This is a genomic window from Alteromonas sp. MTD1, from assembly GCF_042848195.1.
Classification (GTDB): Bacteria; Pseudomonadota; Gammaproteobacteria; order Enterobacterales; family Alteromonadaceae; genus Alteromonas.
Map to the genome: position 1 here is coordinate 229,174 of NZ_BTGG01000006.1, position 16,468 is coordinate 245,641.

12 protein-coding genes are annotated in these 16,468 nt (G+C 45.6%); 9 read left to right on the forward strand and 3 right to left on the reverse strand.

Annotated elements, in window-relative coordinates; all coding sequences use genetic code 11:
* The first annotated feature begins 10 nt into the window (after positions 1-10).
* Genes mreC through tldD form a run of 7 tightly spaced genes read left to right on the forward strand, consistent with a single transcriptional unit; the run spans position 11 to position 9,695 of the window.
* On the forward strand, positions 11-898 hold the full coding sequence (mreC, locus tag ACGHAV_RS10070) for a rod shape-determining protein MreC (protein ID WP_390379877.1): 888 nt from the start codon (positions 11-13) through the stop codon (positions 896-898).
* Positions 891-1,367 carry a rod shape-determining protein MreD gene (mreD, locus tag ACGHAV_RS10075; RefSeq protein WP_390379880.1) on the forward strand — a complete coding sequence of 159 codons (477 nt, stop codon included), beginning with the start codon at positions 891-893 and terminating at the stop codon, positions 1,365-1,367. Before mreC ends, mreD begins: the two co-directional genes overlap by 8 nt.
* A 33-nt stretch (positions 1,368-1,400) precedes the next feature.
* Positions 1,401-1,991, forward strand: a complete 591-nt coding sequence (locus ACGHAV_RS10080) for a Maf family protein (protein ID WP_390379883.1) — start codon at positions 1,401-1,403, stop codon at positions 1,989-1,991.
* Positions 1,988-3,454: a ribonuclease G gene (gene rng, locus ACGHAV_RS10085; protein WP_334014476.1), complete on the forward strand. Its 1,467-nt coding sequence runs from the start codon at positions 1,988-1,990 to the stop codon at positions 3,452-3,454. Before ACGHAV_RS10080 ends, rng begins: the two co-directional genes overlap by 4 nt.
* A 26-nt stretch (positions 3,455-3,480) precedes the next feature.
* Positions 3,481-7,449, forward strand: a complete 3,969-nt coding sequence (locus ACGHAV_RS10090) for a YhdP family protein (RefSeq protein ID WP_390379886.1) — start codon at positions 3,481-3,483, stop codon at positions 7,447-7,449.
* The gene (locus ACGHAV_RS10095) at positions 7,442-8,260 is read left to right on the forward strand and encodes a carbon-nitrogen hydrolase family protein (RefSeq protein WP_390379889.1); all 819 of its coding nucleotides are present in this window, start codon (positions 7,442-7,444) and stop codon (positions 8,258-8,260) included. Before ACGHAV_RS10090 ends, ACGHAV_RS10095 begins: the two co-directional genes overlap by 8 nt.
* Positions 8,253-9,695 (forward strand): metalloprotease TldD, encoded by a 1,443-nt coding sequence (gene tldD / locus ACGHAV_RS10100; protein WP_390379892.1) that lies wholly within the window; start codon positions 8,253-8,255, stop codon positions 9,693-9,695. Before ACGHAV_RS10095 ends, tldD begins: the two co-directional genes overlap by 8 nt.
* Positions 9,696-9,792: 97 nt before the next feature.
* Here tldD and ACGHAV_RS10105 read toward each other — a convergent pair whose 3' ends face one another.
* Both ACGHAV_RS10105 and yjgA read right to left on the reverse strand, forming a co-directional pair.
* A complete protein-coding gene (locus tag ACGHAV_RS10105) occupies positions 9,793-10,221 on the reverse strand; it encodes a hypothetical protein (protein ID WP_390379895.1) in 429 nt (142 codons plus the stop codon).
* Positions 10,222-10,290: 69 nt separating this feature from the next.
* Positions 10,291-10,848: a ribosome biogenesis factor YjgA gene (gene yjgA / locus ACGHAV_RS10110; RefSeq protein ID WP_390379898.1), complete on the reverse strand. Its 558-nt coding sequence runs from the start codon at positions 10,846-10,848 to the stop codon at positions 10,291-10,293.
* 72 nt (positions 10,849-10,920) lie between these two features.
* Between yjgA and pmbA the strand changes: the two genes are divergently transcribed.
* Positions 10,921-12,252, forward strand: a complete 1,332-nt coding sequence (gene pmbA / locus ACGHAV_RS10115; protein WP_390379901.1) for a metalloprotease PmbA — start codon at positions 10,921-10,923, stop codon at positions 12,250-12,252.
* Positions 12,253-12,298: 46 nt separating this feature from the next.
* Here the strand turns inward: pmbA and ACGHAV_RS10120 are convergent, their stop codons facing one another.
* Entirely contained in the window at positions 12,299-13,156 is an 858-nt protein-coding gene (locus tag ACGHAV_RS10120) for a helix-turn-helix transcriptional regulator (protein ID WP_390379904.1), read from the reverse strand.
* A 157-nt stretch (positions 13,157-13,313) separates the two neighbouring features.
* On the opposite strand from ACGHAV_RS10120, the gene ACGHAV_RS10125 reads away from it, so the two are divergent.
* A complete protein-coding gene (locus ACGHAV_RS10125) occupies positions 13,314-16,430 on the forward strand; it encodes a beta-galactosidase (RefSeq protein ID WP_390379907.1) in 3,117 nt (1,038 codons plus the stop codon).
* Positions 16,431-16,468: the final 38 nt, after the last annotated feature.

Below are 16,468 nucleotides of genomic sequence, written 5' to 3' on the forward strand. Positions count from 1 at the left end.
TATTTGTATAATGGACACCATATTTACTCGCGGACCATCGCTAAACAACCGACTTACACTGGCACTTGTGTTGTCGGTGCTGTTGATATTTGTTGATCACAAACTCGATGGCTTTAAGTCGACGCGGGTATACCTCAATTCTCTTATGAGCCCTTTGCAATATTTGGCAAACCTGCCTGGGTTAATGCTAAGTGAGAGCGCGCAACGACTTACTTCTCAAGAAGATCTACTGGCTGAAAATCAAAAATTAAACAATCAACTGCTGCTGATGAGCGAAAAGCTGCAGCAGTTTAATGTTTTAGCAAAAGAAAATAACCAGCTACGAGAGCTTCTACAAGCACCGGTGAGAACCGAGGCTCGTAAGATGGTGGCTGAACTAATGGCAGTAGATAAAAACCCGTACAGCCAGCAAGTGGTGATTAACAAAGGCGCAATAGACGGCGTTTACCTATCGCAACCTGTTATCGACGATGAAGGTATTGTAGGGCAGGTAATGGAAGTGGGGTCGACTAACAGCAGAGTGTTGCTTATTGCCGATGTTACGCATGCAATACCCGTACGTTCATTAAGAAATGATATCCGCTTTATTGCCACAGGTAGCGGTACCTTAAACGAGCTTTATCTTGAACATGTACCTCACAGCGTAGATATTCAGGTGGGCGATACACTCATTTCTTCAGGGCTCGGTAATGTGTTTCCCGAAGGTTATCCTGTGGCCGAAGTAACTCGCGTTATTCGTGATGAAAGTCGCCCATTTGCGCGTGTAATTGTATCGCCTTTGGCAAACCTAGACAGGCTAAGACATCTTCTTTTGCTGTGGAACGCGAAAGACACAGCAAACGAAGACAACACGCAAGAAAATAACACCACAAATACCGACGAGGAAAACGATGCGTAAACGTAACCTCGTGATTTGGACCAGCATTCTTATTGCCCTTGTTTTACAAATAGTACCGTTACCTATTCAGGTAGATGTATACCGACCAGACTGGGTGTTAGTGGTATTGGCGTACTGGAGTATGGCACTTCCGCACCGCGTTAACGTAGGCGTTGCGTTTATTACCGGCATAATGGTGGATGTGTTAGTAGGCACTACACTTGGAATACACAGCCTTGGTTTAAGCATATGTGTGTACGTGCTTGCTGCAAACTATCAGCGTTTGCGTAATTATTCGGTTTGGCAACAAGCAATTATTATTGGCCTACTTTCGTCTTTGTATCACCTGCTCACATTTTGGGTGCAGCATCTACTTACCGATATCTATTTTCAAGTAGCTTATCTGTGGCCTGTAATCACCTCTATGGTGCTGTGGCCGTGGGTATTTTGGTTGCTTCGTCGCACGCGCCGTCAATTCTCTATCTCTTAAGCTTTTCAAAACATTTACCAGTAGGGCAACACCATGACCAAATCAGTAGTGTTAGCATCAGCGTCACCTAGGCGTACTGCGTTACTTCAGCAAATGCGCATTGAACATCGCATTTTTCCTGCCGATATTGATGAAACGCCGCGACCCAGTGAAACACCTGAAGCACTGGTAGAGCGTTTAGCTAGCGAGAAGGCCCTTGCGGTAAAACAGCGGCTTATTGAACAAGGTGAAATGACTGACGATACGGTAATTCTAGCCAGTGATACGCTGATCTCTTTCAAGGGCGAAAGCGTTGGTAAACCTGAAGATAAAGTTGATTCGAAACGCATTCTCTCCATGCTATCGGGACAAACCCATGAAGTGCTTACTGCGATAAGCGTTGTAAGTAACAGCAAGCAGCAGACCGAGATAATTCATACCTTTGTTACTTTTGCGGCATTGACGGATGCCCAAATTGACGCATACTGGGAAACAGGAGAACCTGCCGATAAAGCAGGTAGCTATGCCATTCAGGGAATTGGCGGAGAATTCGTTATCTCAATTAATGGCAGCGCTAGTGCTGTTGTTGGTCTTCCGCTTTATGAAACCCGCCAATTACTCAATGCTTTTGGAGTTGTGTCGTGAGTGCTGAACTGCTGATTAACGTTACCCCGTCTGAGTCGCGTGTTGTATTAATTGAAAACGGGATCTTACAAGAGATACATGTAGAGCGTCATACCAAGCGCGGTTTAGTGGGTAATATCTACCGTGGAAAGGTAAGTCGTGTGCTTCCGGGAATGCAGGCGGCATTTGTGGATATTGGGCTAGAAAAAGCCGCGTTTCTGCACGCCTCAGATATTGTTATTCACAACGAAATAGCAGAAGAATTTTCTGCCAGCAACATACAGAAACAAGATATTCGAGAGCTTGTGCGCGATGGACAAGACATTGTAGTACAAGTGGTAAAAGATCCCATCGGCACGAAGGGCGCAAGACTGACTACTGACATCACTATTCCAAGTCGTCATTTGGTGTTTATGCCGTCGGTTACTCACGTTGGCGTATCACAGCGAATTGAAGAAGAAGCTGAACGAGAACGCTTGAAGTCGCTGGTACAAGAGTTTTGTGATGAAAACGGTGGTTTTATATTAAGAACTGCCGCAGAGGGCGTTGGTAAAGAGGAGCTGCAGTCTGATGCAGCGTTTTTGCGAAGACTGTGGGATAAAATTCAGTCGCGCATGAAACGCCGCAAGTCTAATGTGCTTTACGAAGACTTGCCTCTCGCTAGGCGTGTTTTGCGTGACTTTGTAGGCACCGAGCTAGATCGTATTCGCATCGACTCAAAGCTGTCATTTCAAGAGCTGCATCAGTTCACTAAAGAATATGTGCCAGAGATGAATGGCAAGTTAGAATACTACACAGGCGACAGACCTATTTTTGACCTGTATGACGTAGAAAATGAGGCGCAGCGCGCACTAGAACGTCGCGTTGATTTAAAGTCGGGTGGATATTTAATTATCGATCAGACTGAAGCCATGACAACCATTGATATCAATACAGGTGCGTTTGTTGGTCATCGTAATTTAGAAGAAACCATTTTTAACACCAATATTGAGGCAACACAGGCAATTGCCCGTCAGCTAAGACTGCGTAATTTGGGGGGAATGATCCTTATCGACTTTATCGATATGATGGAACCAGACCACAAAAGACGTGTCTTACACTCATTAGAGGTAGCGACAAACAAGGATAGAGCCAAGATAAATATTCATGGGTTTACCGCATTAGGGCTAATTGAAATGACCCGCAAGCGAACCCGTGAAAGCATTGAGCATATTTTGTGTGGAGAGTGCCCCGTCTGTAAAGGCCGCGGTACCGTGAAAACCATTGAGACCATTTGCTTTGAAATAATGCGTGAAATTGTGCGGGTAAATCGCGCTTATGACGCTGATAAGTTTGTGGTGTATGCGTCGCCAAAAGTGGCCGAGGCACTCATGGGCGAAGAATCACACATGTTGGCCGAACTGGAAGTGTTTGTATCGAAACAAATTAAGGTACAAACCGAAACTTTGTACAATCAGGATAAGTACGACGTCGTTATGATGTAATGCATTAACTTATACAAAGGCAAAGTGTGACAAATTTTTCGTCAGTAGCCGCTTATCTGCTTAAGAAGTTTTGGCTACTTCTTGCCGTATTGCTGGTTTTATTCGCACTGATATTAAGTGCAGCTCGCTACGCGCTACCGCATATCGAGAACAACAAACACTTGTTGGAAAACTATATCAACGAGCAATACGGTGTAAATCTATCAATAGATAGTGTTTATGCGGTGTGGCAACAGGATGGCCCGAGCATTGTTTTAAATAACGTATCCTTAGCAAAAGATGATGCGTCTCCAGTGGCGCTCGATATTCGTCAAATTTACGTGGAAGTCGACTTTTGGCAATCTATTCGTCAGCGCCTACTGTCATCTCCCCGCTTTGAATTACGTGGCCTTCATTTAGATATTGATGCCGATAGGCTCGCCGGTGGCCAAAAGAATAATTTCCCCGTTGTTAAAGCCTTGGAACAGCTGTTTTTACAACAGCTACAAAGCTTTTCGCTTGAAGAGGGAAGCGTGTCAGTTAACCGCGCAGGCGGTACGAATTCATTTGATATTGAAAGTTTGTCGTGGAATAACTTTGAGGATCGCCACCAAGGCCTTGGACGTATGAAGTTGGCAGATGTATCTGCCAATTCAGCATCGTTTATTATTGACGTAACCGGCACGTACGAAGACTTTGAAGGTGTGTTTTACGCTAAAGGTGAAGACCTAGATATTTCGCCTTGGGTGAGTGATTTAATTGCCACAAAACGTCCGCTTGCGCAAAGCCGAGCAAACTTCGAACTGTGGGCAAACCTTAAGAACAATAATATTACTTCGGTGCAGGCTAAGCTGAATAACAGCTTATTACAGTGGGGCGACGACGAGCTTAAAACTGTAACAGGTATCACCGGTGGCAGCATTCAGGCGCTACCAACTACTGACGGTTGGAACGTGCGCGTCGATCAACTGGTGCTTAATTCAAGCAACGAGTCGCTTACCACTGACTTAGTTGGCAGTGTTAGTGCAAATGGCGATGTGCTGATTAACACAGTTAAGCCAGTTCAAATCAATCCGTTCTTACTGCTGCTCCCACTTTTTATGGACGACACCAGCGAAGATGAGATTCGCGCCTTAAATCCAAAAGGTGAGTTAGCTACGTTGCAGCTTAGCGTTAAAAATGGCGCGCCGCTTTTGGCGGCAAAAGTGGTAGATTTACAGTGGTCTAAAGCGAAGAGCACGCCAGGCCTTTCTTCTTTAGATGCCGATTTATACTGGTATAAAAACAACGGCGCGGTTTACTTAAGTAGTTCAAACAGCACGCTTTATGCCGACGGCATCATTAAAAAAGACGTCAATATCAACACGCTTGAAGGCAACTTTTTTATATATCGCGACAGCCCTTTTGCAGAAGAAAAACAGATAGAAAACAGCAATTCGCAGCATTGGATTGTTAAAGGAGAAGGGCTTCTTTTCGACTCTGACAGCGTCACGCTTAAGCCTCAATTTAAACTGAACGCGTCTACGTCTTTTATGGAGTTATATGTCGATGTGGACCCGGTAGCACTTAGCCGAGTGAGCGAGTTATTCCCCAGCGCGGCAATGGGCATTAATACAGATAAATATTTAACCCGCGCTTTCAATGGCAACGGCGAAATTGAACGAGCTCGTGTTCTGTGGCACGGCAAACCAAGCCAATTTCCGTTTGATGACAACACAGGTATTTTTCAGGCTTACGTAGACATTAAACAGGGGGATTTTCTATTTGCTCCCGACTGGCCTGCGCTTAACCAGCTAGATCTCTCGCTGTATTTTGTAAATAACGCGCTGGTTATGGAAAGCCCCACTGCTACTTTAGGCGGCATGGAAATAAGCAATATGTCGGCTGCCATACCAAACTTTAAGTCAGACTCTCGACTGCTAATATATGCAACGGGCGCGGGTACCGGTGAAGCCCTTACCCAGTTGATGATGGACTCTTCGATACAAAATTCACTGGGTGACATTCTTCAAAATGAAGTGCAGGTTAGCGGCCCGCTTTCTGCAGACATAAAACTTGATATCCCGCTTAAAGGGAAAGATGTAGTAGCGTCTGGCACAGCGCATTTGAACGAAAATCCAATTTATATTTCTCGTACTCGCATGCAATTTGATGATGCGGTTGGCGATATCAAATTTGTGAATGGCAATATTGATACGACTTCTTTGCAAGCGAAATTTTTACAGCAGCCTATTACACTGTCGTTTAGAGGCAGACAGAACGAAGATTATTCGTTAGATGTAGCATTAGGTGGCAAGTGGCATGTGCATCCGCTGGCCAACTACGTAAACACCGACTTAACTCAATATATCGATGGTGAAACGACGTGGCATACCGACGTGGCAATGACATTGTCTAAAGACAATTTTGCCTACAGGGCAAAACTGTCTGCCGATTTAACGGCAACACAAAGCGTGCTGCCTGCTCCATTCGATACACCTGCGGGTACAAGCTTGCCGCTTCGTATTAGCAGTGAAGGTGATGCAAAGGCGTCTTCGGTATATGCAACGCTGGGCGATGATATTCGCTTTTCCGGCGTGTTGCCTCACGAGGAAATGCAATTTTCGCGGGCACATTTAGCGCTTGGTGAGAGCGATTTAACCAACATAGGCACTGGGTTTAGTATTGCAGCAAACCTGCCTTATGCTGACGTGCAGGAATGGTTTAGTACGGTTGATATGCTAGTGACAGGGAAAGCGCTTGATAAGCAATCATCTAACAATTCTGCCATCAGTAGTGACAAGAGTGATACCCAGCAAAATAGAAGTATTTTTAGCACGCCTTCGCGTATTTTCGCCCGCGCTGACACTTTAAGCTTTGCAGGACACACCATTGAAAATGTTGAGATGAGTGCTGCAGAGCGCGATAAAGATTGGATTTTAGATGTTGCATCGGCGCAAGCCCGAGCCACTATTCGGGTGAACAGTGATTTAGACGCGCAGGGCATAGAGATTAATGCCGATTACTTGTCGCTAGATAAACCAGATGATAATGCTATTAATGTGCGAGATATCGCTGGGTTAACAAACACAGATACATCGCCCTATCAGATAGACCCTAGAACATTGCCGCCAATTGACTTCTATTGTCAAACATGCAGTGTGCACGGTATCGATTTTGGTGAGGTAACGCTGGATGTTGACAAGGTAAAATCTGGACTGAAGATAAGGCAATTACTCGTGCGCTCGCCTGAGACGAGTATTACTGCTAACGGCCACTGGTCATTGGTAAACGGAAACAGCGAGAGCGCCATCGAAGGTAACTTAACGTCGCCTGATGTGGGGCAAATGTTGAAAGAGTTCGGCGTTGAGTCGGGCATTAAAGACTCTAGTGCCGATGTAAATTTTGACATTAACTGGCAAGATTCTCCGTTTAACTTCGGCTTAGCAAAGCTAAATGGTGACGTAACGTGGTCACTATCAGATGGTTACTTAACTGAACTTAGTGACCAAGGTTCACGTATTTTTACCTTGTTTAGCTTAAACTCATTAGTAAGAAAGCTAAGCCTAGATTTTAGAGACGTTTTCGCAAAAGGGTTCTTCTACGATGATATGGGCGGAACGCTAAAAGTAGTAAATGGTAAGGCCTACACCGATGATACCGAAATTGATGGCGGCGCCGGTGAAATTGAAATTGTAGGGTATACAGACTTAGGAACGGGCGAGTTGAATTACAATGTGTCGTTTGCACCTAATGTAACGGGAAACCTGCCGGTATTAGTGTACTTCCTAGCAACACCGCCAACAGCACTTGCCGCGTTAGCTATTGACCAAGTACTGACATCGGCAAAAGTAATATCTAACGTTAACTACCGCGTTAGCGGCACTATACGAGAGCCAAAGTTTGATGAGGTAGAGCGCAATGCCAAAGATATAAGTTTGCCAGCGCAAAACGCGCCTGTACCGTCAAACCCACAAGACAGGCCGTTAACTGAAGACGATGTGCAAATGATGAAGATGGAGATAATAGATGGTTAATCTTATCGCTCTGCAAATGACATCTACGCCACGTGTTCAAGAGAATCTCGATACCGTGTCTGCACTGATGGCCAGTAATAACATTCAAAAGAACAGCTTAGTTGTACTACCAGAGTGTTTTGCTTGCTTTGGTGGTAAAGATAGAGGGCAGCTGGCGATAGCGGAAACGAAAGGCAGTGGCCTTATTCAGTCGCATTTAGCACGCTTGGCCAAGCAGTATCAGTGCTACATCGTGTCTGGCACATTCCCCGTTGCTACCGCTAACCCAGATAAGTTTTCTGCGGCATGTATGTTATTTGGCCCTAATGGCAATGTACTGGCTGACTATCGTAAAATTCATATGTTCGACGTGTCTGTAAACGACAAAACGGGTAGTTATAAAGAATCGGCAACAACGTTGGCCGGTAATGAAGTTGTTGCCGTGGAAACGCCAATTGGCAACATTGGGTTAGCCGTATGCTATGATGTACGCTTTCCAGGGTTATTTACTGCAATGGGCGACATCGACATTTTGGTGTTGCCAGCAGCGTTTACACAGCGTACTGGTGAGGCGCATTGGCATGCATTATTACAGGCACGAGCAATCGAAAAGCAGTGCTTTGTGGTAGCGGCAAATCAGGTAGGTGTTCACGAGAACGGTCGTGAAACTTACGGACATAGTTTGGTATTGTCGCCTTGGGGCGAAACGCTTGCCCAACAAGCACATGAATTAGGGGCAGTGCAAACGTGTGTTACCATTGCAGAAAGAGAAACCATTAAACAGAATATGCCGGTTGCCGAACATAACCGATTCAGGAGTCATTTTGTCTAAATCTGTTGAGCGTCATTTATTATCCGACTCAGGACTAGATATTAGCAAGCTAGAGAAGGCGCTTGCCACTATCCACCGCCACGACACCGACTATGCCGATTTGTATTTTCAATCAAGCCAGCATGAAAGCTGGGTACTTGAAGACGGTATCATCAAAGAAGGCAGCTACAATATTGAACGCGGCGTAGGTGTTCGTGCAATAAGCGGTGAAAAAACAGGGTTTGCTTACTCAGACGAAATTAGTGAAGACGCACTGACTAAAGCGTGTAAAGCAGCCAGAGGCATTGCGCCAAGTGGTGGCACACAGCAAGTGTCGGCACTAGGGCAAAAGCCTGTTGAGGCGCGTTACAGCGAAAATAATCCTATTCTTGCTATGCAAGACGCTGAGAAAATATCACTGCTTAAAGCCGTAGATACGTATATTCGCCAGCAAGAGCCATCGGCTAATCAAGTTGTGGTAAGCCTTAGCGGTGTGTATGAAGAAATTTTAGTGGCAGGTAGCGATGGCACGCTAGCAACCGACATTCGCCCATTAGTGCGTTTGAACTGCTCGGTATTATTAGAACAGGGCGACAGACGTGAGCGCGGTTCAGCAGGGGCTGGTGGTCGTTATGCCTATTCATTCTTCCAAAATGACGAAGACGGTAAACCCTACTATGAAGCCTTAGCAGATGATGCGCTGCACATGGCACGTGTAAACATGCAGGCGGTTGCTTCTCCGGCAGGTGCTATGCCTGTAGTGTTAGGTAACGGCTGGCCAGGCGTTCTACTGCACGAAGCGGTAGGCCATGGCCTTGAAGGCGATTTTAACCGTAAAGGTGCTTCAACGTTTAGCGGTCGAATTGGCCAGCGTGTGGCGGCAAAAGGCGTAACCGTGGTTGACGATGGTACGCTAAACGACCGTCGTGGCTCGTTGTCTGTTGATGACGAAGGTACGCCAACTGCGCACAATGTGCTTATTGAAGACGGTATTCTAAAAGGCTACATGCAAGACAAACACAACGCCAAACTGATGGGCGTTGCGCCAACGGGTAACGGTCGTCGCGAGTCTTATGCGCATTTGCCAATGCCGCGCATGACAAATACCTACATGCTTGAAGGGCAGCACGACCCACAAGAAATTATCGCCTCTATCGACAAAGGTATTTACGCGCCGAATTTTGCAGGTGGTCAGGTAGATATTACGTCAGGTAAGTTCGTATTCTCTAGCGCCGAAGCGTACCTTATCGAGAATGGTAAAATTACCGCGCCGGTAAAAGGAGCAACCCTTATTGGCAATGGCCCTGAAGTCATGCAGAAAATATCTATGATTGGTAACGACACCGCGCTAGATAAAGGCGTTGGTGTGTGCGGAAAAGATGGTCAAAGTGTACCGGTAGGTGTTGGGCAGCCAACGCTTAAAATTGACGAGTTAACGGTAGGTGGTACGGCCTAGTCAAGTTGAGCTCGTTATAATGCGGTTTAGACTGCTGATAAATAAAAAAGGTTGGTGCAAATGCCCAACCTTTTTTTGTTATAAACCTGCAGAATCGCTAGCCCTTAAAGCCTTTGCCCTCAAGCCATTGCATAGCGTCTTGTTCGTCCGTAAATACACCAAGTTCTAAACCTGCTTTGTCGTATATTCTCTGAAATTGAGATTTCACCAATGGTTGCACTGTAGTCTCGCCTATAACTAGAGCTCCAAGTGCCATTCCGCGTTTGGCGCGCCATTCGATAGAGTGTTGGAGTTCTTTTTCACCCGCTTTAGTCAGAAGGGCCGAGCCGTGAAGAAAGCCTAAGAATGCCCAGTGGTTACCCGCAAAGCTATTAACCACTTCCATCATATCTCGCGCGTAACGCTCAATGGCTGCGCCATCGGCTATACCTTCAGCCGACACACCAACTACATTGCCTAAAACGGCAATCTGGTACTGACCATACTTACTTTTCAACGTTGCATTAGGGTTAGAAAAAATTTTCATACTACCCCTCTTTTATTGGGTGAGCCTTCGACCCGTTCCTAGGCGTTCAGATCACGATATAGATTATTTTTATTCTTCGTGAATAATGTCTTTCAAATATTGGAAAAGCTCTCTAAACGCTTTAGGTGGCGCATTTTTTTCGCGCTCCTTTTTAATTTGGCGATGAAATTGGCGAAGCTTCTGGCGGTCAAGCTCAGGATGCTGTTCAATAAGTTTTTGAATAGCTGGGTCGCCTTGCTCAATAACCGCTTCACGGGCTTTCTCTAACGCATGAAACGCTGCATTAGCCGCTTGGTGCTGGTGGGTAATTTTAGCAAGCGCTTCTTCGATAGGAGCCACATCGCGCTGACGTAGAACCTTACCAATAAACTGTAATTGACGACGATAGCCGTCCTTTTTCTTATTTACCTTTCTTGCTATTGCTACAGCATCGGCTAGCTCTTCATCCATAGGAATGGTAGCAATGTGAGCGTCGGTCAGGTTTACTAGGGTTTCACCTAGCTTGTGAAGCTCTTTCGCTTGGCGTTTAAGCTCAGTCTTACTGACTAACTCTTCCTCTTCGAACTCATCTGCTTGCGCATCTTCGAAGTAAGGATCTTCAGGAGAATTATGTTTCTGATCACTCATTTCAAACTCATTAGTGTTACACTTTAGCTAAATTGTAACTATCACAGTCGAATTAAGACAGCGAAACTTACTATGCAAATTGAGCAGCAGTTAGCCGACATCCAAAATGTCGTAGATGATGTACTGAAATTAGCCCTGTCAAAAGGTGCAACACAAGCCGAAGCTAGCATGTCAAAAGTGCAGGGCATTGCCGTTTCTTCACGTATGCAAGAAGTTGAAAACGTAGAGTTTACCAACGATGGCGGCCTAGGAATTAGCGTTTACGTAGGCAAGCGAAAGGGCAGTGCGTCTACCGCCGATTTAAGCAAAGAGGCGCTTACGCTGGCCGTTGAAAAAGCCGTAGATATTGCGCGTTATACCAGTGAAGATCCTTGTACAGGTTTGGCTGATGCAGAGCTTATTGCTACCGAATTTCCCGATTTAGACCTTTATCACCCACAAGAGCTGGATACCGAGAAAGCCATTAAAACGGCCATTGAAGCGGAAACGGCTGCAATGAATTACGACAAACGCATCACTAACTCTGACGGTGCGTCGTACAATGCAAACTTAGGTATGCGCGTTTACGGCAATACGCATGGTATTAACGCAGGCTATCCAAGCAGCCGCTACTCGCTTAGCTGCATGGTAATAGGTGCAGAAGGCGAAGACATGCAGCGCGATTACGCGTACACCGTAAATCGCCAAGCGCCACTTTTAAAATCTGCAGCTGCAGTAGGTGAAGAAGCAGCAAAAGCAACGGTTGAGCGTTTAGGTGCTAGAAAAATTAATACCGCAAATGTACCTGTCATTTTGCATCGTGATGTAGCGTCTAGCTTGTTCGGGCATTACGTTGGTGCTATTAGCGGTGGTAGCTTGTATCGTCGCTCTAGCTTTTTACTAGATAGTTTGGGTAAGCAAATTTTTCCTGAATGGTTAAACATTGAAGAGCGCCCGTTTATAAAAAGTGGTTTAGCAAGCTCGAGTTTCGACAATGAAGGTGTAGCCTGCTCAGATATGACCATTGTTGAAGCCGGACGCTTAGTTACCTATCTGTATACCACCTACTCATCGCGTAAGCTAAATACGAAATCTAATGGTCATGCGGGTGGTATTCACAATTGGTTGGTAGGCGACACAGGCCACAGCGACGCTGAGTTATTGAAAGAAATGGGTACCGGTCTATTAGTTACTGAACTAATGGGGCAAGGCGTTAACGGCGTAACCGGTGACTACTCTCGCGGTGCGGCTGGTTTCTGGGTTGAAAATGGCATTATTCAGTATCCGGTTCACGAAGTGACAATTGCGGGCAACCTGCGCGATATGTTCAGTTCTATTGTTGCTATCGGCGCCGAAAAAGACGTGCGTGGCAGTGTGCAAACGGGCTCCATACTAATCAATCAAATGAAAATTGCAGGCAGTTAATTACTGGCTATTTTCTTTCGTTCCTTCTGCTTTTGCCTTACTGGGCCTAGTGAGCACTCTCTATTCGGTACTCGCTAGGCGACACACCTACCGACTTTTTAAAGCGTTTTGAAAACGTAAAAACGCTTGTATAACCTACATAATTCGCAATGTACGAAATAGGCCACTGGGTACTAGATAACAGGTTTTTAGCGCGCTGCATACGCAAGTGAATAACGTGCTGCATTGGGCTTCTACCAAAAGTGCTTAAACAAAGCCTATGTAAATGAGCAGCTGAATAGTGTGCGCGCTCACTCAATGTTTGCATATTCCAGTTAAATTGAAGCTGTTTATCTACATTTGAAAACAAGGCGTTTAGTCGTGATTCATGCCGCGTTTTGGCATGGGGCGTGTTGGCATCATTGGTAATTTGCGTTTTTACCACCTGTTCAAGATAATGCATTACAATGTGCATGGCGTGTTGTCGGTTTTCAGCACGGCTTTCTAAATATAAAAGCTCCATCGCGTGATGCAAACCTTCAAGCGTTAAGTGCTCTATCACCAGTGCTTTTGCTTTTGGCAGTGCCTGCCACCTTTCAGTATTAGCCAAGTTTAACCAAATAATATCCCACTGTTCGCACGCAATGCTTACTTCAAAGCTCTGCTGTGCAGGCAATAATATAAGTTGCCCTTGAGTAAGACTGAATTCTGCTGAGGGCGTGCGAAAATGCCCAGCGCCTTTTAAAGAATAAAACATCGTATGGTTTGGCGGCGTTACGCGCCCCACAACATAGTCGCCTGATAAATTTGAGCAACCGGCAAGCTCAATATCGTAAATACTGATTTCTGGCGTATTCGTGCTATCAATAAAGCGTTCAAAGCACTGTGGGCCTATGTTTACAATGTCTTGAAAATTCGACTTCATGATAAAAAGAGAGTTTTGGATAAACTATTGAAAGTTTAGAGCATAAAGTAATAGGACTATTTTGGCTATATTTCACCTAAGCAAAATAAAACAAACAGGCGCAACACACATTGCTGTGTTGTAGGCATCTGTTGATGTGAAAAGCAAAGGATAAACTATGAAAACCGTGGCAAGCGTTGTTGCTCAAAATGATTGGCAAAACCCAGTGGTATATCAGCGCAATAGAGTTAACGCGCATAGCCCGCTTCATGGGTTCACATCGCTCCAAGACGCAATTCATAATACAAATGCACAAAAGACCTGTTTAAATGGCTTATGGGATTTCAGGTTATACGATGCACCAGAAAAGGTGCCGGAAGACTTTATCGCTGAAACACTTGAGAGTGAAGAGGCAACACACTGGACTAGCATTCCTGTGCCGTCGAACTGGCAGTTAAACGGTTTCGATAAACCCATTTACTGTAACGTAAAGTACCCATTTGCAGTAAACCCGCCAATAGTGCCAGCACAAAACCCCACGGGCTGTTACAGAACAACATTTATTGTTAGTAAAACACAGCTAGCGAAGCAAAATCATATTGTGTTTGAAGGCGTGAACAGTGCCTTTCACCTGTGGTGCAACGGCGAATATGTAGGTTATTCACAAGACAGCCGACTACCCGCCGAATTTGACTTGTCGCCTCTGTTACGTGAAGGCGAAAATAGACTGGCAGTGATGGTGATACGCTGGTCTGACGGTAGTTACCTTGAAGATCAGGATATGTGGTGGCTAAGCGGTATTTTTCGTGATGTTAATTTGGTTTCAAAACCTGTACACCACATTCAAGACGTGTTTGTAACGCCCTCTCTTGATGCCTGTTACAGAGATGGTGAAATAAGTGTGCGAACGGCTATTAAAGCCCCTTCTACCTATAACGTTGCCGTGCAATTGTTCGATGGCGATAACGCAGTAACAGAGCAGAACATCGCAAGTACCAACAATAAGCGCATAGACGAAAAAGGCGGTTGGGATGATGTGATATTTCAAAAGCTGGCAGTGAAAGAACCTAAGCACTGGACCGCAGAAACACCGAACTTGTATCGCATTGTGGTATCGCTGCTTGATGCAAACGAAAACGTGGTTGACGTTGAAGCCTACAACATAGGCTTTAGAACCGTTGAAATGAAAAACGGGCAGCTGTTGGTAAATGGCAAGGCGGTACTTATTCGCGGTGTTAATCGTCACGAGCACCATCAAACCAGAGGCCACGCCATAAACGAAGATGACATGCTAGAAGACATAAAGTTGTTAAAACAAAACAACTTTAATGCAGTAAGAACAGCACATTACCCGAATCATCCAAGGTGGTATGAGCTGTGTGATGATTACGGTTTATATGTAGTTGATGAGGCAAATATCGAGACCCATGGCATGTTCCCAATGGGCCGCCTTTCGCGCGACCCACTGTGGGCGGGGGCCTACATGGCGCGTTTTACGCAAATGGTCGAGCGAGACAAAAACCACCCTAGTATTATTCTTTGGTCTTTGGGCAACGAATGTGGTCACGGGCCAACACATAATGCCATGTACGGTTGGGCCAAGGCGTTTGACCCTTCACGGCCTGTACAGTACGAAGGCGGCGGCGCAGATACTTCGGCTACCGATATTATTGCACCCATGTACGCCCGTGTAGACACCGATATTGAAGATGACGCAGTGCCAAAGTGGGCCATTAAAAAGTGGCTGTCTATGCCTGGTGAAAATCGCCCCGTTATTTTGTGCGAATACGCCCATGCTATGGGTAATAGCCTTGGCAGTTTTGACGAATACTGGAACGCATTTAAAGCCTATCCTCGTCTTCAAGGTGGGTTTATTTGGGATTGGGTAGACCAGGGGTTAACTAAACATACCGACAGCGGTGAAGCCTATTGGGCATATGGTGGTGACTTTGGTGATACCGAAAACGACAGACAGTTTTGTATTAATGGTCTGCTGTTTCCCGACAGAACGCCACATCCGCATTTATTTGAAGCAAAATACTGCCAGCAGCACTTAAGCTTCGCATTGCAGACACAAGACGATACGTTGCTTTTAACAGTAACCAGCGACTATTTGTTCAGAGCTACCGACAACGAACGTTTGAAATGGCAGGTGTTGGAAGATGGCGTTGCTGTAGAGAGTGGAGAAGCAGTATTAAATGTACCGCCGCAAGGAAGTCAGCAGCTATCAATAGCCCCATCATTTGCCTATAAGCCTGGCTGTGTGTATCACTTAAATATTGATGTTGAACTTGTACAAGACATGTCGTGGGCAAAGGCAGGGCACGTTTTGGATACGGCACAACTGCCATTAATAAACACAGCAGGCATTGGAGGGTTTACTCGCATTGCTGTTGCACGAGCCAGTAATGATAGCATTGAATTGACCACCGACGCTGTAATGCTGCACATCAGAGCAGCAGACAATACCTTTAGCTTCAATAGCGAAACGGGATTACTAACGTCGTGGGTACATGCTGATAGCGATGTGTTGACTGCGCCTCTAGAAGATAGTTTCTTTAGAGCACCGCTAGACAACGACATAGGGGTAAGCGAAGTAGATAACCCTGATCCGAACGCATGGGAATCAAGATGGCGCCGTGCAGGGGTAGGGCAATGGCAGCGAACTTGCACAAGTATTGATGTTCAGCAAGGCACGCACGATGTACGTATAACAGCGTTATTTGATTATGAACATGCCAATAAGCGTGTTGCTGCAACTAAGTGGTGCTATGTAGTTAATACTCTGGGGCAATTGAGCGTAAGCGTATCGGTGTTACTTGATGATAGCCTGCCGCCAATGCCACGAATTGGACTGCAAACCGCAGTGCCTTCAGCAAGAGAAGGCGCACTTGGTGAAATGAGTGTAAGTTGGAAAGGGCTAGGGCCACATGAGAATTATCCTGACAGACTTGCTGCCACTCGCTTCGGTCACTACGCATTACCGTTACGCGATATGCAAACGCGCTATATTTTCCCAACCGATAACGGGTTGCGCTGTAATAATCAGTGGCTGAACGTGGGTAATTTAACTGTTTCTGGAAAGTTTCACTTCAGCGTAAGTGAATATGGGCAAGCCCAACTAGATAGCGCAAAGCATACCAGTGATTTAACAGCGCAAGACTGCGTATTTGTGTATATCGACCATGCTCATATGGGAGTGGGCGGTGATGACTCTTGGAGCCCAAGTACGCACAAAGCGTTTTTACTTGAACAGAAGGAATACAGCTACAGTGTTGTGCTTAACGCGCACTAACGCATAAGAAAGTACGCATAAAAAAAACGCACAAAAAA

Excerpts from the sequence above, each read along its gene's own strand:
- mreC (WP_390379877.1), top strand. The coding sequence starts at position 11 with ATGGACACCATATTTACTCGCGGACCATCGCTAAACAACCGACTTACA.
- mreD (WP_390379880.1), top strand. The coding sequence starts at position 891 with ATGCGTAAACGTAACCTCGTGATTTGGACCAGCATTCTTATTGCCCTT.
- ACGHAV_RS10080 (WP_390379883.1), top strand. The coding sequence starts at position 1,401 with ATGACCAAATCAGTAGTGTTAGCATCAGCGTCACCTAGGCGTACTGCG.
- ACGHAV_RS10095 (WP_390379889.1), top strand. The coding sequence starts at position 7,442 with ATGGTTAATCTTATCGCTCTGCAAATGACATCTACGCCACGTGTTCAA.
- ACGHAV_RS10105 (WP_390379895.1), bottom strand. The coding sequence starts at position 10,221 with ATGAAAATTTTTTCTAACCCTAATGCAACGTTGAAAAGTAAGTATGGT.
- yjgA (WP_390379898.1), bottom strand. The coding sequence starts at position 10,848 with ATGAGTGATCAGAAACATAATTCTCCTGAAGATCCTTACTTCGAAGAT.
- pmbA (WP_390379901.1), top strand. The coding sequence starts at position 10,921 with ATGCAAATTGAGCAGCAGTTAGCCGACATCCAAAATGTCGTAGATGAT.
- ACGHAV_RS10120 (WP_390379904.1), bottom strand. The coding sequence starts at position 13,156 with ATGAAGTCGAATTTTCAAGACATTGTAAACATAGGCCCACAGTGCTTT.
- ACGHAV_RS10125 (WP_390379907.1), top strand. The coding sequence starts at position 13,314 with ATGAAAACCGTGGCAAGCGTTGTTGCTCAAAATGATTGGCAAAACCCA.